Here is a 17,716-nt window from a genome sequence, read left to right as displayed (position 1 = left end):
GTCGCGCCGGCCTGACGGGCCGTGGTCAGGCGGCGATCGTCAGCCGCTCGACGGGCACCCGGTGCGGGGCGACGATCCTGCCGTCCGGCAGCAGCTCGCCGGTGTCGTCGAAGACGATGGTGCCGTCGCAGAGCAGGTTCCAGCCCTGCTCGGGGTGGGCGGCGACGACGTGCGGGGCCGGGCTGTCGGCTGCGTGTGTCGAGGACTGGTGGGAACACATGGCGCACCTCCACGTCGGTAGGACCATCGGATCGGGTCCGTATGGACAGACCATCCTCTCGCCGTGCACTCATCGGAACGGCCCTTCGCGAAGCGTGACAACACGCGGACAACACCCGGACGGTTCCACGACCGTCGGTGTGGACTCGCCACCGAAGGGGTGACGATCACGGCTGTGGACGCGTAGGCCCGGTACCAGTGGGGGCCCCACTTCAGGAGGTCTTCTCATGTCCTTGCGCCATACCCTCGGCACCGCCGCCGGTGCCGCACTGTTCCTGCTGGCCGCGCCCGCGGCCTTCGCCGCCCCGCCCCCCGCCGACCCGCCGGAGACCGTGACCGTCGACCCGACGGGCCGTATCGCGTCCGACGGCACCGTTACCCTCTCCGGCACCTACCGCTGCGCCGCCGGCACCGGGCCGGTGTTCGTCAGCTCGACCGTCGCCCAGAACTCCTCGTCCGTCCGCCACGGCATCGGCGGCACCCGCGCGGTGTGCGACGGTCTGGAGCACCCCTGGCAGAACAGCGGCAAGTCCTACCCGAGTGCGTTGGCACCCGGCGCGGCGAACGTCGAGGCGACCCTGATGGAGCTGCACCCACAGGGCGGCCTGCCGCTGTTCGCGTTCCACGGGACCACGCGGCAGGACATCACACTGATCGCAGGCTGACTCCGGCGTCAGCCATACGGTCCGTCAGTCCGTCAGACCGTCAGCCCCGCGGCGACCGTGGCGCCCAGTTCCCAACACGCCTCGGCGTCCGCCTTGCCGGGCTCGCCCGTCACGGTCACGGCCTCGGCTGCCCGCCGCCAGCCGAGGCCGGTCGTGATCGCCTCGATGCCGCGGACCGCTCCGGTGACGTCGTTGCCGCCGTGCACGTAGTAACCGAACGGGCGGCCCCGCGTCGTATCGAGGCAGGGGTAGTAGACCTGGTCGAAGAAGTGCTTCAGCGCGCCGGACATGTAGCCGAGGTTCGCCGGCGTGCCGAGCAGGAACCCGTCGGCGGCGAGCACGTCGGACGCCGTGGCGGCCAGCGCGGCCCGCCGTACGACGCGGACGTCCTCGATCTCCGGGTCCGTCGCACCGGCCACGACGGCCTCGAACAGCGCCTGGCAGTTCGGTGAGGGCGTGTGATGCACGATCAGCAAGGTAGCCACCCTCGCAGCCTGTCACGAGCGGACCCGGGTCCACGTCACGCACTGGCGCGTCCTTGCCGCGCCTCGCCGTGCGGACCTGGTCACACTGGCCTCGAAAAACCCCTGTTCCCGCCGCACTCTGCACAGCGGGGTTCCTCCATGGCGTACGGCCTGGCCCGCCGCGAACTGCGGCCGAGAGTTCCCTTGCGGCACGGGGAAGGCGATCGGCACCACCTGACCAGCCTCGAAGGTCTCGCCGCGCTCTCCCTGGACGCGCTGAGCTCGGTCGCGTACGGCCCCGAGGCGATCGGCTCGTCCTGATCGCGGCCGGGACGGGGGCGCTGACCGCCACACTGCCGGTGACGCTGGTCATCGCCGGCCTGCTGGCGGTGCTCGTCGTCTCGTACGGGCAGGTGATCGCCGTACATCCGGACGGAGGCGGCGCGTACGCGGTGGCGAAGAAGGACCTCGGGCCCAGGACGAGTTACCTCGCGGCGGCCAGTCTCGTCGTGGACTACGTGCTGACCGTGACCGTCAGTCTGGCGGCCGGCGCGGCCAGTCTCGCCTCCGCCTTTCCCACGCTCGGCTCGTATCTCCTGGAAATCTGTCTCGCCGGGCTCGCCCTCCTCACGGTCGTGAACCTGCGGGGAGTGGCCGAGAGCGCGCGGGTGCTGATGCTGCCCACCGCGCTGTTCGTCGTGAGCATCGGCGGCATCGTCGTGATCGGTCTGCTGCGCGGCACCCCGGCGGCCGTCGTCGGGACCGCCCAACCCGTGCACGCCACCGAGGCGTTGGGGGTGCTCCTGCTCCTCAAGGCGTTCTCCTCCGGCTGCTCGGCGCTGACAGGAGTGGAGGCCATCGCCAACGCCGTGCCCACGTTCCGTGCGCCGCGCGTCAGGCGGGCGCAGCGCACCGAGCTGATGCTGGGCGCGCTGCTCGGGCTGATGCTGATCGGGCTGGCCGTGCTGATCCGCCGTGACCATCTGGCCCCGCGCGGCGGCGTGACCGTTCTCGCTCAGCTGACCGCGGGCGCGTACGGGACGGGCTGGCGGTACTACGCGACCAACCTCGTCGTCACCCTGGTCCTCCTCTTCGCCGCCAACACCAGTTTCGGCGGTCTGCCCGTCCTGATGAGCCTGCTGGCCAAGGACAACCGGCTGCCGCATCTGTTCGGGCTGCGGAAGGAACGCCCCGTGTACCGCTGGGGAGTCGTGGCCCTAACCCTGCTCGCGGCACTTCTTCTGATCGCCCTCGACGCCGACACCCACCGGATGATCCCGCTCTTCGCGATCGGCGTGTTCATCGGGTTCACCATCAGCCAGATCGGGCTCGTACGGCACTGGGCGGGGCAGCGGCCGCCCGGCTGGCCGCGGCGAGCGGTCCTCAACGGCGTCGGCGCGGTGCTGACCGCCGTGGCGGGGCTGGTCCTGCTGACCACCAAGTTCCTCGAAGGCGCGTGGGTCGTGGTCATCGCCATTCCGCTGCTGATGCTGCTGTTCGCCCGAGTCCAGCGCTACTACGCGGCGGTCGCCCGGGAGCTGGGACTGGGCGAGATCCCGCCGCCGCCGCGCGTCACCGACTCCCTGGTCATCGTGTTGGTCGGCGAGGTCAGCAAGCTCACCCGGCACGCGCTGACGGCCGCCCGCTCCCTCGGCCACGACGTCGTCGCCGTCGCCGTGCACGGTGATCCCGCCCAGGCCCGCGCCCTGGAGGAGAGCTGGGACCGCTGGAATCCCGGCGTACCACTGGACGTCATCGACAGCCCGCAGCGCTCGCTCGTGCAGCCGATCGTCGACTACGTCCAGCGGGCGGCGGAGGGGGGACGGCAGATCGCCGTCCTCATCCCCGAGGTGGAGCCCCTCCACCGCCGCTACCAGATCCTGCAGAACCAGCGCGGCCTCCTGCTCGCGGCCACACTGAGGGCCCGTACCGATGTCGTCGTGTGCGTCGTGCCGTACCGGCTGAGCCTGTGAAGCACACACCCGCGGACGCCACCTCGGCGGCACACACCCGCGGACGCCACCCCGGCGGACCGCCGCCGTAAGAGTCCCGTCAAAGGTGTTCGGGCCGCCGTAAGAGAGTCGTCAACGACTGACCGATTCCGGCCAGGCGCGGGTTTCCTCGAACTGTCCGGTTCTCTTTCGAACCTCTTCCAGTTCTAGGAGCTCGCGATGGCCGACCTGGCCTTCGTCGTCACCACGATCGCGGTGTTCGCGCTGGTGGCCCTCGTCGCCAAGGGGGTGACGAAGCTGTGACCGCCGAGAGCGTCGTCGGCCTCGTCGTGGCCGTCACCCTGCTGGGCTATCTCGTCGTCGCCCTGATCTTCCCGGAGAGGTTCTGAGCAGGCCATGGGTCCCGTACTCGCCGGAGTGCTCCAGCTGCTCGCGCTCATAGCGGCGCTGGCGCTCGCCTACATACCCCTGGGCACCTACATGGCCAAGGTCTACTCCTCCGACCGGCACTGGCGCGTCGAGAAGTGGATCTACAAGGGCATCGGCGCCAACCCGAACGTCGAGATGCGCTGGCCCGCGTACCTGCGCGGCGTGCTCGCCTTCTCGGTGGTCGGCGTCCTGTTCCTGTATCTGCTGCAGCGGCTCCAGGGCGTGCTCCCCGGCTCGCTCGGCTTCAAGGCGATCGACCCGGACCAGGCGTTCAACACCGCCGCGTCCTTCGTCACCAACACCAACTGGCAGTCCTACTACGGCGAACAGGCCATGGGCCACGTCGTGCAGACCGCCGGTCTGGCCGTGCAGAACTTCGTCTCGGCGGCCGTCGGCATCGCGGTGGCGGTGGCGTTGGTACGGGGCTTCGCCCGTTCCCGCACTGGCGAGCTGGGCAACTTCTGGTCGGACATGGTGCGCGGTGTGACCCGCATCCTGCTGCCGCTGTCCGTCGTCGCCGCGATCGTGCTGGTCGCCTGCGGCGCCATCCAGAACTTCTCCGGGATCCACGAGGTCGGCCAGTTCATGGGTGGCAACCAGCAGTGGAACGGTGGCGCGGTCGCCTCGCAGGAGGCCATCAAGGAGATCGGCACCAACGGCGGCGGTTACTTCAACGCGAACTCCGCCCACCCCTTCGAGAACCCGACCCCGTTCACGAACCTCTTCGAGATCTTCCTGCTGCTGGTGATCCCGTTCGCGCTGACCCGCACCTTCGGCATCATGGTCGGCTCCATCAGGCAGGGCTACGCGATCCTCGCCACCATGGCCACCATCTGGGTCGGCTTCATCGCGCTGATGATGTGGACCGAGTTCGCGCACCACGGCCCGGCGTTCGACATCGCGGGCGGTGCGATGGAGGGCAAGGAGACCCGCATCGGTGTCGGTGCCTCGTCGATCTTCGCGGTGTCGACCACGCTCACCTCGACCGGAGCGGTGGACTCCTTCCACTCGTCCTTCACCGGTCTGGGCGGCGGCATCACCCTGCTGGGCATGCAGCTGGGCGAGATCGCGCCCGGCGGCACCGGCTCCGGTCTCTACGGCATGCTGGTCATGGCGATCATCGCGGTGTTCATCGCGGGGCTGATGGTCGGCCGCACGCCCGAGTACCTGGGCAAGAAGATCGGCACCCGCGAGATCAAGTTCGCGGCCTGCTACATCCTCATCACCCCGGCGCTGGTGCTCGTCCTCACCGCCGCGGCGATGGCCCTGCCCACCCCGGGCACCTCGATGACCAACAGCGGGGCGCACGGATTCTCCGAGATCCTGTACGCCTACAGTTCGGCCGCGAACAACAACGGTTCGGCCTTCGCCGGTCTGAACGCGGACACCCAGTGGTTCAACAGCACGCTGGGGCTTGCCATGGTGCTCGGGCGTTTCCTGCCGATGGTGTTCGTGCTGGCGCTGGCCGGTTCGCTGGCCGAGCAGAAGCCGGTGCCGGCCACCGCGGGCACCCTGCGCACCGAGAAGCCGCTGTTCACGGGCCTGCTGGTGGGCGCGATCCTGATCATCACCGGTCTGACCTACTTCCCGGCCCTGGCGCTGGGTCCGCTGGCCGAGGGGCTGGCGTCATGACCACCGACGTAACGAATCAAGAGGACGCCATGTCCACTGCCACCCCGACCCGGACACCGCACAGTGATGTGCCGGTCGGCCACAAGCCCTCAGAGGCGCGCGTCGGCGCCGGCCTGTTCGATCCGAAGCAGCTGCTCGGTTCGCTGCCCGACGCGTTCCGCAAGCTGGATCCGCGGGTGCTGGTCAAGTCGCCCGTGATGTTCGTGGTGTTCGTCGGCTCGGTGCTGACGACGGTGTTCTCCTTCAAGGACCCGGGCGACTGGTTCGGGTGGGCGATCAGTGCCTGGCTGTGGCTGACCGTGCTCTTCGCCAACCTGGCGGAGGCCGTCGCCGAGGGCCGCGGCAAGGCGCAGGCGGACACCCTGCGCAAGGCCAAGACCGACACCGTGGCCAGGCGTCTGAGCGGTTCCGAGGAGGAGCAGGTCCCCGGCACCGACCTGCGCGTCGGTGACCTGGTCGTCTGCGAGGCGGGCGACATCATCCCCGGCGACGGTGACGTCGTCGAGGGCGTCGCCTCGGTCGACGAGTCGGCGATCACGGGTGAGTCGGCTCCGGTGATCCGTGAGTCGGGCGGCGACCGGTCGGCCGTGACCGGCGGGACGAAGGTGCTGTCCGACCGTATCGTCATCAAGATCACGACGAAGCCCGGCGAGACCTTCATCGACCGCATGATCGCCCTGGTCGAGGGCGCGGCCCGACAGAAGACGCCGAACGAGATCGCGCTGAACATCCTGCTGGCGTCCCTGACGGTCGTCTTCCTGCTCGCGGTGGCGACCCTGCCCCCGTTCGCGGACTACGCGGGCACCCATCTGACGATGGTCGTGCTGGTGGCGCTGCTGGTCTGCCTCATCCCGACCACGATCGGCGCGCTGCTCTCCGCGATCGGTATCGCGGGCATGGACCGGCTCGTGCAGCGCAATGTGCTCGCCATGTCCGGCCGGGCCGTCGAGGCCGCCGGTGACGTGTCGACCCTGCTGCTCGACAAGACCGGCACCATCACCCTCGGCAACCGGCAGGCGTCGGAGTTCGTGCCGGTGCGCGGCACCACCGAGGCCGAACTCGCCGACGCCGCCCAGCTCTCCTCGCTGGCCGACGAGACGCCCGAGGGCCGCTCGATCGTGGTCCTGGCGAAGGAGAGGTACGCACTGCGCGAGCGGCACCAGGGCGAACTCGCCGGTGCCGAGTGGATCGCCTTCACCGCCCAGACCCGCATGTCGGGCGTGGACATCGACGGGCGCAAGGTCCGCAAGGGCGCGGCCGGTTCGGTCGTCGTCTGGGTACGGGAGCAGGGCGGCGAGGTGTCCGAGGACGCCGGCGCGCTCACCGACCGGATCTCCGGGGCGGGCGGGACGCCGCTGCTCGTGGCCGTCGAAGACACCGAGGGCGCACGGGTGTTGGGCGTCATCCACCTCAAGGACGTCGTCAAGGACGGCATGCGCGAGCGGTTCGACGAACTGCGCCGGATGGGCATCAGGACCGTCATGATCACGGGTGACAACCCGCTGACGGCCAAGGCGATCGCGCGGGAGGCCGGAGTCGACGACTTCCTCGCGGAGGCCACCCCCGAGGACAAGATGGCCCTCATCAGGCGGGAGCAGGCGGGCGGCAAGCTGGTCGCCATGACCGGTGACGGCACGAACGACGCGCCGGCGCTGGCCCAGGCCGACGTGGGCGTGGCCATGAACACCGGTACCTCGGCCGCCAAGGAGGCCGGGAACATGGTGGACCTGGACTCCAACCCGACCAAGCTCATCGAGATCGTCGAGATCGGCAAGCAACTCCTCATCACCCGGGGCGCGTTGACGACGTTCTCCATCGCCAACGACGTGGCGAAGTACTTCGCGATCATCCCGGCGCTGTTCGCGGCGGTCTACCCGGGCCTGGACAGGCTGAACATCATGCACCTGGCCTCGCCCGACTCCGCGATCCTCTCCGCGGTCGTCTTCAACGCGCTGATCATCATCGCGCTGGTGCCACTCGCCCTACGGGGTGTGCGGTACCGCCCGATGAGTGCCGACCGGATGCTCCGCCGCAACCTCGGGATCTACGGCATCGGCGGACTGATCGCCCCCTTCATCGGCATCAAGCTGATCGACCTGCTCCTCTCCCTCGTCCCCGGGCTGTAATTCCTGAAAGCGTGCTGATCACCATGAACAACTCGGTCACGAACACCGCCCGGTTGCTCTGGGCCGGCCTGCGAGCCCTCCTCGTGCTCACCGTGATCACGGGCGTCCTCTACCCGCTCGCCATCACCGGTGTCGCCCAGGGGATCTTCCCCGGCAAGGCGAACGGCTCGGAGATCAAGGCGGACGGCAGGGTCGTCGGCTCCTCCCTGATCGGGCAGTCCTACAACCTGCCGCTGGAGAAGGGCCGGCAGACCCCGGCGCCCGACCTGAAGTGGTTCCAGGGGCGCCCGCAGAACGGCCTCGGCACCAACAGCGTCAACACCCGGTACAAGCTGATCCTGTCCGGCGCCACCAACCGTTCCGGTGACAACAAGGACCTGATCGACTGGGTGACCGCCGCCAAGAAGGCCGTCATCCACGACAACTCGGTGAACGGCTATACGGTCAGGCCCTCCGACGTGCCCGCCGACGCGGTGACGTCCTCCGGCTCGGGCCTGGACCCGGATATCTCCCCGACGTACGCCGACATCCAGGTCCACCGGATCGCCGAGAAGAACGGCCTGTCCGTCGCCCAGGTGCGCAAGCTGGTCGACGACCACGCCGAGGGCCGCACCCTCGGCTTCATCGGTGAACCGCGCGTCAACGTCCTCGAACTCAACATCGCGCTCAAGGATCTCGTGGCGAAGAGCTGACGGCGTGACGCGTCCCCCGGGGGAGTTGGCGGCCCGGGGTACGACAGGAGGCGCACGCCCATGACACGGGTGCCGGTGAACGTCGGGGTGCCCCGCACGTCCAGCCCCAGGCCGTTGCGCTGGTCGTCCAGGCCGAGTTGCCCGGCGTAACTCCGGAGGGGGGGGCGGCCAAGCAGGCCGGGACAGTCAACGGAGTGCCGAGCCGGGCCACCGGGACGTCAGCTCACACCGGGTTCCGCGTCACCCATGAGTCGTCGAGGAACGGGCTGGGCTTTCCGTGCCAGAACACGTCCACACTGTCGCGTGCCCGTGTCGCTGCCACGAACAGCAGGGACCGAGCCCGCTGGATTTCGTGCCGGTGGCGGACCGGGTCCCTGTCACGCAGTCTGCTGACGGCCTCGCGCGGCACGAGTCCGTCCGCCACGCCCGCGATGATCATGCGCTGGTATTCCAGCCCCTTGAACCGGAACATCGTGCCGATGTGCACGCCGGTGGAGCCGTGAGGGCCGTCGGAACGGATTTCCACCGAGCCGATGCCGTGCAGCTTGAGCGTGTAGGCCATCTCGGCCGCCATCTGATTGGTCGGCACGCAGATCGCGATCTGTTCGTGCGGGATTGCCAGGTCCTCGCCGGCGTCCCACTCCTTGATGAGCGCGGCCACACCTTCCTGCTCGGCGGCCCAGTCCGAGTACGCGTGCCCCGTCGGGAGCCCTCCGCTGAGCACCGACCGGTAGCCGGCCAGCGTCTCCTCGCTGCCGTCGAGATCGTCGTACTTCGTTTCGCCCAGCACGCCGAGGGCGGAACGCAGGATCTGCCGCGTGGTGCGGTAGCTGAGGCTCAGCTTCGAGGACCGGCCGCGGATGTTGATGCCCAGGCTGCCGAGTGTCACGTGGTTCTTGTAGATGCGCTGGTGGGTGTCGCCGACCAGGAACAGGTCGTCCACGCCCTGCGGGGTCATCGCGCGCAACATCTTCCAGTGGGCGGGGCGGAGATCCTGGGCCTCGTCCACCACGATGTGCCGGTACCTGTGGCGCAGCCAGCCCCCTGAGCCGTCCTGGAGATGGACGTTGTCGAGGCCACCCGCCTTCTCTCGCTGCTGGGCGATGTTCAGGACGCGCTGCTCGCGGCCCATCTCCAGCCGTGCGGCACGCTCCGCCACCTGGTCCCAGGTCTGCCGCCCGAGCCGGTCGAGCCGCTGCGTGAAGCGGTCGGCGAGCTGCCAGATCTCGGCGCGCTCGCCGCGGCCGATGCTCCTGCCGCGTCCGGCACGCCGGGCCCGGAAGTAGTCGGTCCGGGTGCCCACGGCCTGGCCGAGGATGACCTGAGTCCACTCGTCGTGCAGGAACTCCGGGTCCCAGCCGTTCTCTCCCAGCTCGTCGAGCAGTCCGCGCCATTCGCGTACGGCCTGGCTGTCGTCGATGGCCTGCTTGCCGTTGCCCGGTTCGGCCTCGCGGACAATGCGCAGCGCCAGTTGGTCGACGTGGCTCACCTCGACCCGGCTCAGCAGCTCCTCGCCGCCCAGTTCCAGCAGTCGGGAGCGCAGGTCGGCGGCGAGGTTCTTGTTGTACGTGGTCAGGAGGACGGGCTTGTCCCGGCCCGGGGGAAGCTGCCGCACGAGATGCCTCACCCGATGCAGCGCGACGATGGTCTTGCCGGTGCCGGGGCCGCCGCCCACCCGGGCGGGACCGTTGTAGCGCCGTTCGACCAGTCTGGCCTGGGTGGGGTGGAGGAAGACCTTCCAGCGGCCGAAGTCGCCGCTCTCCAACGCCTCCCGCAGGGCGTCGTCCGTCGTGGTGACGACCGTCGCCGGCCGCTGTGCGGCGGCCTCGAAGTCGTCCGGGTCGACCGGCTCGGTGGCGGCAACCGGCTTGGTCACCTGGTCGAGTACGTCGTCGTACGACGCCCCGTCGAACAGCGCGAGCAGCACTTCGCCGGTGAGCTGCGGCGCGTACTCGACGAGACCGAGCAGCTGGTCCTCGGTGGCGAGGGTGCGGATGACGGGCAGCAGTGGTTCGGCGACGCCGAGGTCCGACAGTTGCTGGTCGGACCAGGCGGCGAACAGCGTCCGGGTCGGCTCCGGCTGCGCGGGTGCAGCGGGTACAGCGGGTGTCGGGGCCGGTGCGGGCGGGGCGGGGAGCCTGCGCAGGACGCTGTCCTCGACCACTTCCAGGTCCACGTACTCGATGCCGCCGGTGACCTGGTTGACGCCGTACGACAGCCGGTTGTACACGTCTTTGCGGTGCTTGACGGAGACGATCAGCCAGTCGTCGTCGGCGAGCCGCAGCAGCAGCGCCCGGTACTCGTCGTTGACGCGCGCCGACCAGAGCCTGCTGTCGCCCTTGAGCTGCTGGAGTTTGAGCCCGGTGGTGTGAGGGTTGCTCCGGAACTTGTGCTGGAAGTCGAAGAACGCGCCCTTGACCGTGCGGGGGAGCTTGAGGATCTCCTTGTCCGCCTTGTCGAGCAGGCGCAGTGTGACGCCCGAGGTATTCATCGCTTCCGCTCCCCGTCGCTGGTGGTGTCGCTTTCCTGCCGCCGTTCCGTGAGCCGGGCGATCATCGCCGCCCGGTCCCATTCCGCGGCGGTGCGGACCGTCCAGCCCGCTGCCGAGAAGGCTCTGTCCCGGTCCTGCGCCTCGTAGTCGGGCTCGTCGCCGTCCGTGCGTGGCGCGCGGACCACTCCGATCCGGGCGTCGGGCCACGCCAGTTCGGCCTGCCAGCCGTGTCCGTCCAGTTCGTGGCCGTCCAGAGGTGTCGGCACCGCAGCGGTGGCCAGTGCGTGGGCCAAATCGGCGAGCCCCGGTTCCTCGGGGTCGAGAAGCTCGATGACCCGGTCCCAGCCGGGATCCCGTTCTGCCCCAGCGTCCCCGGAGACCTCGTGTGCCGCGGGCCTGGACGGGACCGCCTCACCGCTTCCCGCGGCGGGCACCGAGGGCGCGGCGACGACCCCGACGGAGGCGAGCTCGTCCGCGTGCGAGGGCACCGGGACACGTGTCGACGTCAGCCAGCCCGCCCCGCCGGTCACCGTGAGCACCTCGGTGTCGAAGCCGTCGAGCATGCTCGACGTCAGCTGGACGCTGTCACCTCCGCCGTGCTCCAGGAACTGCAGCACGTTGCTCCAGTACAGCCAGGCACGCCAGCGTCGCTTGTGGGCCGGCTCGTTGGCCAGGGCCGCGTCACCGTCGTCCAGGACGGTGAGTCCCGTCCATACGGGCGGGGTCCGCCTGCCGTCCGCGGCCAGCACCAGACGGCAGCCTGACGCGTCGGGGCCGGACAGCAGTCGCACGGGCCCGGCGGCCCCGGCGGGCATGCCGCCGCTCAGCGCTTCCCGGAGGCCCGCGTCGACGCCTTCGCCGGTGAGGGCGGCGGCCCGGACCCCGTCCGTGCCGCTGAGCCCCGCGGCCGCCGCTTCCGCCCGCCGACGCCAGCGCTCCGGGTCGGGGGAGCGCAGATAGGACAGCAGCAGCCGGGCCGGGTTGACCCACACCGTCTCCGCGAGCTCACCGGGCAGGCCCCGGCCCACGCGGTCGTAGTAGTCGCGGGCCCGCCGCTGACCGCCCGTGCCGTACGGCTCCCACACCGGGTCGGCGGGACCCGCCCCCGCGTACCCGGTGTTCTGGACCTGCTGACGCCACTCCTTCACGTCGTGGTAGGTCAGCTGGAACACCCGCAGACCGTCCGCCCGGAGCCGGGTGCGTTTCATGGCGTCGTCCGCCAGCCGGTTGTGCTGACGGGTGGCGTGGTACGCGTAGCCGTCGAGGTACAGGGCGACGCGCGGGCCCGGGGTGTCCAGCCGTTCGAGGAGTATGTCGGGCCGGGTGCCGTCCAGGGCGCGCTGCTGGGAGACGCGCCAGCTCACGGTGGTCCTGTCGGCCGCGGTGAGCCGCAGGTCGAGGGCGTACGTACCGGCGGAGGTGGTGTACGTGTCCGCCGCGGCCTTCGACTCCGGCGACTTCGCCCAGTCTTGGAGGGTGTCGATGAAAAGGATCTCCAGGTCGCTCTCGGCCTGCCGCTGCAGCGGGATGTGACGCGTCGTCGCCACCGGTGAGGTGTGCCACCGTTCACCGTCGGCGCCCAGCAACTCGTCCAGCATCTGGCGGACCTCGTTGCGGCTGACCTTGTCGTAGTCGGCGGCCGGTACCCGTCGCAGCAGGCACTGGTGGCAGCCGTCGAGCCCCTTCTCACGGCACGCGCAGCCCTCGATGACGTCGCGCGCCCTGAGCAGCACCTCCCGGAATCCGTCGGCGGAAGCCAGCCGGTGCAGGTACCCGGTGCCGCCCGGCAGCCGGTCGTAGACGACGAGGAAGCGCCTCGGCCAGTCCGCGTCCAGGTCGCCCGCGTGGTCGGGCATCGTCGCCTCGGCGATGTCGATGTGGTCGGGATCGCCGCCGTAGCGGGCCGCGATCCCAGCGAACAGGGCGGCGGTGAACGACGCGAGCCGCTCCTTGACGCGGGCCACCGACGCGGGCAGCAGGATGCGCACGGCCTCGGTGGTCAGTTCGTGGGCGAGCAGCAGCGGCACGTCCTGACCCTTGCCCTGCTGTCGGCCCTTGTCGGTCACCGGCCCCCGGACGCGGCGGCGCGGGCACCACAGTTGATGGTGCGCGGCGGCCGGGGTGCTCGCCGCCCCCGACTCGGTGAGCGCGTGCTGCGGCACGTCCACCGCGGGCCGTCCGTCGGCCGTCGCCCCGCCGCACTCGGTGCAGACGTAGAACGGGTTGAGCCGTACGTCCTGTCCCGCGAGCGGCACCGTGCTGCTGCCGTCCTCGCGGTCCAGCCCGAGGTTCAGCGTCCGGATCGTGGCGTGGCGGGTGAAGTCCACACCGAACACGGCGCTGTCGTGCCGCCAGGAACCGGGCGCCACGCGGTCGGGGTCGATGTCGACGGTGGTGAGGACCGCGTAACGTTTGCGGTCCCGTTCGTCGTGGTCGTCGCGAACCCGGGCGTCGTCGCGCTTGTCGCGGGACAGGACCCGCCTGGGTCGCAGTACGTACTGGACGCAGCCCGCGTCGGCGATCTCCCGCCCGCGACAGCGCGGGCACGGGTCGGTGTTGTGCTCGGCGTTGTGTTCCTCGGTACGGACGTACCCGCAGGCGGGGCAGAGCCTCCACACCGACCAGGCGCGGCGCTCGGGACTGCCGACGTCGAGGGCGCGCACGACGTGCCGGTAGCCGTTGACGTAGAAGCTGTTGCCGGGGGCGAGTTCGGTGAGGGCGAGCTTGCGGGACCGCTCGTAGTCCCGGGTCTCACTGCGGTACACCTTGCGGACGGCGCCCTGCTGGGCTCCCGCCTCCCGGGGGTTGTCCTCCTCGCCCGGGGCCTCTGCCCAGTACAGCGTCGCTTCCAGCTGGGTGGTGGTGTCCGTCAGGCTGTAGTTCGGCAGCAGTCCGAGGTCCACGAGGGTGGCGTGGGCGCTGGACTGGCTCAGCTCCCGCAGCAGGTCCCCGGCGCTCCGCCGCTCGGCCAGCAGTTCGCGGCGCTCGCGGTCCTGCGTGTCGTCGGACCGGGCCAACTGACCCGCGGCCTCGTCGATCGCGGCGATCCTGCGGCGAAGTTCCTCGCGCCGCCCCGTCCAGTCCTCCTCGGCCTCCTGCAGAGCCCGCGCGATCCCGCCGGTCGCGTACGCCCGGAGTTCCTGCGCCGCGTGCGCGGAGACGCCCGCTCCGTCAGCGTCCTCCCCGTCGCCGCCGTCGGGGAACAGGGACAGGAACTCCTCCACGAGGGCCGCGCCGTGTGTCCGGGCGGCGTCCGCGAGGTCCTCGCACCACCCGCTGGTGCCGAACAGGGCGGAGGACAGCCGGGGGAGCGGCGCGAGCACCTCACCGTCGGAGGTCCGCAGTTCGCCTCGGGCCGCCAGGTCCAGCAACCGCGCCGTGTACTGGCGGCGCAGGATCTCCACCGCCGACAGGTAGCAGCCCGGCGGCAGGATGGTGCCGGCGATCATCTCGCGCGGCTCGTCCAGGTAGTACAGGTCGCGTGCCTTGCGTCCGCCGAACGCGACGATCAGCGCGTTGCCCGTCCGGCGCCCGGCGCGCCCGGCGCGCTGCACGTAGTTGGCGGGCCCGGCCGGCAGGGAGCCGAGCAGTACGGCGGACAAGTCGCCGATGTCGATGCCGAGTTCCAGCGTCGGGGTGCACGACAGCACATTGGGGTCGGTGTAGTGCGTACCTGCCTTGAAGGTGCGCTCGACGCGCTCCCGTTCGGGACGGCTGAGCATGCCCGTGTGCTCGGCGGTCACCACGCGGAACGTGCCGCCCGTCAGGTAGAGGCGGCGGTAGTAGTCGCCGGTGTAGTCCCGCTCCTGTGCGGGCGCGCCGAACCGGGACACCTCGGTCCCGGTTCCGGGCATGCCGGGCTGTGGTGCGGTCAGGCTGCCCTTGCACCGGTAGCGGGGGCAGGGGTGCCCGTACCAGCGAGTGCGCCGCTCGGGCGCCACGACCTGCTGCCAGCCGCAGTCCTCGCAGCCGACGAAGGCCTTGTTGACGACGGTGTCGCCGAGCAGCCGCACCTCGATGTGGCCGGGCTGCAGCCCGTACACCCGGGTCTGGCGGTCGAGGGTGGTCCGGACCGCGAGGACGCCCGCGTCGGCCAGGGCGGGCAGCAGCCTGCGCAGATATTCCGTGGCCCCGGCAGCGTCCAGTTCGAGGCATCTGCGGGTCCAGTCCTGGTACCAGCCCTGACGTCCCGTGATCGACGAGAACTCGGACGCGCCCTTCTGCCCGTCCAGCAGGAAGCGTGGCGGGGCGACCCCTTCGGGGAAGGCGGGCATGCCGTCCGGCCTTCGCCCCCAGATGACTCTGCGGTCGGTGCCGGCCTCCTTGATCCAGGTGTCCAGCCAGTGGTGCCGCACCGCGCCGCGCAGCCGCAGCCGCTCCAGCAGGCCCCGGACATACGCCAGATAGCGTTCGGGCGTGGGCAGCCCGCCGACCGCCAGCAGCTGACCGGGCAGCGACAGGTGCAGGTCCCGTGCCAGGTCGGTGACCCGGTCCGGTTCCGCCACCGTGACCTCGGCGGCCGCGGTCCGGGTCAGCTCCAGGGTGCGACCCATGCGGCTGCGCAGCCCGAACTCCATCACCGTCGCGAACGCCAGCCGTTCGCCGATCAGCCGCCAGGTCCGCGCGTCGCCGGTGCCGCGGCCGGACAGCAGCCGGTCGACGCCCGGCTCGTCGTGCAGGTCGGGGGGCACCACGGCGGCCAGCGCCTCCGGGTCGTCCACCGAGTCCAGGACATGGCCGATCAGGTCGTTGAGCGCGGTCGGCGCCCCCGAGTCGTCCAGGTTGTGGGCGAGCAGCGAGCGAAGCGAGAACTTGTACGAGGCGTTGGCGACGTATCCCGCCCGGTGCGCGGCGTCCTGCGTGGAGTCGTTGAACAGCAGCGTCTTGCGCTCTTCCGGTACGAGCGCGATGTCGCCGCCGGTGAACAGCTGGGTGACCGCCGCCGAGGCGAGGGCCGCCTGGGCCGTGCCGAGGAAGCGAATGCTGTTGTCGGTGTGGCAGGCCGGGCACCGGTCGTCCTTCGCGGCCCGGTCGGCGGTCTTCTTGTCGAGCACGGCCAGCGCGAACCAGGCGTCGACGAGTTCGCCGTCGTCCCCCGCGGCGGGCAGCCGGTAGGTGCCCTGTCCGCCGTCCAGGACCACCACCGACAGCGGGTCTACGCCGCCGTCCGAGGGCCGTGCCCCGGTCAGTGCGTCGAGAGCCTGCTGTCGCTCGCGGGCGGTGGCGGAGATGAAGTACCGGACGCGCCGCTTGTCCCGGCCCACCCCGGCACGCCAGATCCGGTCCTGTGCCATCACCAGCCGCTGTGGGTCGGCCTCGGGGGACAGGGCGGCCCAGCCGGAGCGCCCGCAGTTGCGGCAGTACACGGCGGGCAGGTGCACCTGGGCGGGGCGCGGCGCGGTGTCGGTGCCCGGCAGCGGCTGCGGCTGCCTGCTCGCGGAGAACGACGGCCAGCTGCCGGACGAGGCGTCCGGGTCCTCGTCGCCGGGCGGCGCGGCGTTGAGCGCGGCCCGGCGGGCAGCCGTCCGGTCGTCCTCGTACCAGCGGAACTCGGGGGTGCGGCCCACGCCGCGCAGCACCCGCGTCACGGGCCGCACCCACAGGTGCGCCTCGATGTGCAGCAGCGGCCGGGGCCTGCGCTCGTCGGAGTCCGGGTCACGGGCGGCCGACAGCAGCGCCACGAACCGGGACAGCGCCTGGAGCACCAGCCGCGGGTTCTCCCGCGCGGTGCGGCCCCAGGCGTAGCCGAACCGGGCGAGCCGGTCCCGCAGCGCCCACTCGTCCAGTGGCTCACCGCCGAGCAGCGACAGCACACCATGGGTGAAGTCGTGCCGCTTCAGCAGCCGCCCGACGCGGAAAGCGTCAAGGCCGGAACGCCCCAGCATCAGGGCGGCGAGCGCGTCGAGGTCCAGCAGATCGGGCCGGGCCTCCGCGTCCGGCCCGCCGGACACCGTCACGACCTCCTGCGGGGTCGGCGGTTCCGGCAGTTCGTAGTCGACGGTTCCGGTGAACTCGTCGGCGGTCATCCGCTCCTCGCCGATGACCGCCTCCGGCGGGAAAGGCATCCCGAACACCCGCGCCGCCACGTCGAGGATGCCCCCGGCCCCCTTGCCCGGCGCGCCCTCACCGAGCGTCGCCGAGGTCGCCACCGGGCAGATCGACCCCAGTGGCCTGCCGGGCCGGGACGCGCCGGTGGCGGCGGCCAGCCGGCGCAGCAGCATCGCCACGTCGGTGCCTTGCGCCCCGTCGTACGTGTGGAACTCGTCCAGCACGACATAGGCGGGCTCGGCGCCTTCCCACAGGCTGCGGTCCTCGCCGCGCTGGAGCAGCAGGTCGAGCATCTTGTAGTTGGTGATCAGCACGTCGGGCGGCGAGACGCGCATCTCCTCGCGTCGCGTCATCACCCGCCGGAAGTCCGTGTCGGGCCGGTCACCGATGTACAGGCCCGCCGTGACCTGGGCCAGTTCCGGCCGCGCCAGATACTCCCCGATGCGGCCGGCCTGGTCGGTGGCGAGCGCGTTCATCGGGTACAGCAGCACGGCCTTGATCCCGGCCCGCCCCTCGGCCTTCTGCCGCCGGCAGTGGTCCAGTACGGGGATCAGGAAGGACTCGGTCTTGCCGGACCCGGTGCCGGTGGTCACCAGCGTCGGCCTGGCGGGCCCGTGCAGCGTGGACAGCCGTGCCCACGCCTTCGCCTGATGCCGCCACGGAGCGAACCCCGGGAACCCGGCCGACCACTCCAGGTCCCGCTGCCACTCGCCGTCGGCGACGTGGAACGGCGTCCTGATCCTCAGGTAGGGCCCACGGAAGATGCCGGACTCGGGGTGCCCCAGGAAGCGTTCGAGGGCGCCGCGGGTGCCCTCGTCGGCGAGGGCGTACGTCGTCGTGAGGTACTGCGTCAGACTGCCGCGCAGCTGCGCGGCGGCCATGGTGGGCTTCACGACGGTCCCCCTTGCGATGCCGGTGCCCTGATGATCGATACCACCGTATAGACCGTATACGGGGTGGCTGACAGCCCCTCTCGGGGTGACCGGCCACCGGCCCGG

The 17,716-nt window shown here is 70.9% G+C and carries 11 protein-coding genes; 7 read left to right on the top strand and 4 right to left on the bottom strand.

What is annotated here, in order from left to right; genetic code table 11:
* Positions 1-25 precede the first annotated feature (25 nt).
* Entirely contained in the window at positions 26-220 is a 195-nt protein-coding gene (locus AB0H86_RS02725; RefSeq protein ID WP_362432082.1) for a DUF5999 family protein, read from the bottom strand.
* Positions 221-446: 226 nt separating this feature from the next.
* Here AB0H86_RS02725 and AB0H86_RS02720 point away from each other — a divergent pair, with 226 nt between their 5' ends.
* A complete protein-coding gene (locus AB0H86_RS02720) occupies positions 447-884 on the top strand; it encodes a DUF6299 family protein (RefSeq protein ID WP_362432080.1) in 438 nt (145 codons plus the stop codon).
* Between the two features lie 32 nt (positions 885-916).
* On the opposite strand, the gene AB0H86_RS02715 is transcribed toward AB0H86_RS02720, so the two are convergent.
* Positions 917-1,369: an NAD(P)H-dependent oxidoreductase gene (locus tag AB0H86_RS02715; protein ID WP_362432077.1), complete on the bottom strand. Its 453-nt coding sequence runs from the start codon at positions 1,367-1,369 to the stop codon at positions 917-919.
* 138 nt (positions 1,370-1,507) lie between these two features.
* Between AB0H86_RS02715 and AB0H86_RS02710 the strand changes: the two genes are divergently transcribed.
* The 6 genes from AB0H86_RS02710 (at position 1,508) to AB0H86_RS02685 (ending at position 8,179) form a co-directional block, all read left to right on the top strand.
* Entirely contained in the window at positions 1,508-1,669 is a 162-nt protein-coding gene (locus AB0H86_RS02710; RefSeq protein WP_362432074.1) for a hypothetical protein, read from the top strand.
* A gap of 38 nt (positions 1,670-1,707) precedes the next feature.
* Entirely contained in the window at positions 1,708-3,321 is a 1,614-nt protein-coding gene (locus tag AB0H86_RS02705; protein WP_362432072.1) for an APC family permease, read from the top strand.
* Positions 3,322-3,599: 278 nt separating this feature from the next.
* On the top strand, positions 3,600-3,689 hold the full coding sequence (gene kdpF, locus AB0H86_RS02700; RefSeq protein ID WP_362432069.1) for a K(+)-transporting ATPase subunit F: 90 nt from the start codon (positions 3,600-3,602) through the stop codon (positions 3,687-3,689).
* 7 nt (positions 3,690-3,696) lie between these two features.
* Positions 3,697-5,361 carry a potassium-transporting ATPase subunit KdpA gene (gene kdpA / locus AB0H86_RS02695; protein WP_362432067.1) on the top strand — a complete coding sequence of 555 codons (1,665 nt, stop codon included), beginning with the start codon at positions 3,697-3,699 and terminating at the stop codon, positions 5,359-5,361.
* Entirely contained in the window at positions 5,358-7,487 is a 2,130-nt protein-coding gene (gene kdpB / locus AB0H86_RS02690) for a potassium-transporting ATPase subunit KdpB (protein WP_362432064.1), read from the top strand. The genes kdpA and kdpB overlap by 4 nt, the downstream gene beginning before the upstream one ends.
* Before the next feature lie 23 nt (positions 7,488-7,510).
* Positions 7,511-8,179: a potassium-transporting ATPase subunit C gene (locus tag AB0H86_RS02685; RefSeq protein WP_362432261.1), complete on the top strand. Its 669-nt coding sequence runs from the start codon at positions 7,511-7,513 to the stop codon at positions 8,177-8,179.
* A 223-nt stretch (positions 8,180-8,402) separates the two neighbouring features.
* Here the strand turns inward: AB0H86_RS02685 and AB0H86_RS02680 are convergent, their stop codons facing one another.
* Positions 8,403-10,670, bottom strand: a complete 2,268-nt coding sequence (locus AB0H86_RS02680; RefSeq protein ID WP_362432062.1) for a UvrD-helicase domain-containing protein — start codon at positions 10,668-10,670, stop codon at positions 8,403-8,405.
* The gene (locus tag AB0H86_RS02675) at positions 10,667-17,611 is read right to left on the bottom strand and encodes a DEAD/DEAH box helicase (protein WP_362432059.1); all 6,945 of its coding nucleotides are present in this window, start codon (positions 17,609-17,611) and stop codon (positions 10,667-10,669) included. Before AB0H86_RS02675 ends, AB0H86_RS02680 begins: the two co-directional genes overlap by 4 nt.
* Positions 17,612-17,716 lie beyond the last annotated feature (105 nt).

The organism is Streptomyces sp. NPDC050997 (assembly GCF_040660135.1).
GTDB lineage: Bacteria > Actinomycetota > Actinomycetes > Streptomycetales > Streptomycetaceae > Streptomyces.
Note: the sequence above shows the minus strand (reverse complement) of the source record. Positions and strands in the feature narration are given on the sequence as shown.

Coding starts and splice junctions, on each gene's coding strand:
- AB0H86_RS02720 (WP_362432080.1), top strand. CDS start 447: ATGTCCTTGCGCCATACCCTCGGCACCGCCGCCGGTGCCGCACTGTTC.
- AB0H86_RS02725 (WP_362432082.1), bottom strand. CDS start 220: ATGTGTTCCCACCAGTCCTCGACACACGCAGCCGACAGCCCGGCCCCG.
- kdpA (WP_362432067.1), top strand. CDS start 3,697: ATGGGTCCCGTACTCGCCGGAGTGCTCCAGCTGCTCGCGCTCATAGCG.
- AB0H86_RS02680 (WP_362432062.1), bottom strand. CDS start 10,670: ATGAATACCTCGGGCGTCACACTGCGCCTGCTCGACAAGGCGGACAAG.
- kdpB (WP_362432064.1), top strand. CDS start 5,358: ATGACCACCGACGTAACGAATCAAGAGGACGCCATGTCCACTGCCACC.
- AB0H86_RS02710 (WP_362432074.1), top strand. CDS start 1,508: ATGGCGTACGGCCTGGCCCGCCGCGAACTGCGGCCGAGAGTTCCCTTG.
- AB0H86_RS02685 (WP_362432261.1), top strand. CDS start 7,511: ATGAACAACTCGGTCACGAACACCGCCCGGTTGCTCTGGGCCGGCCTG.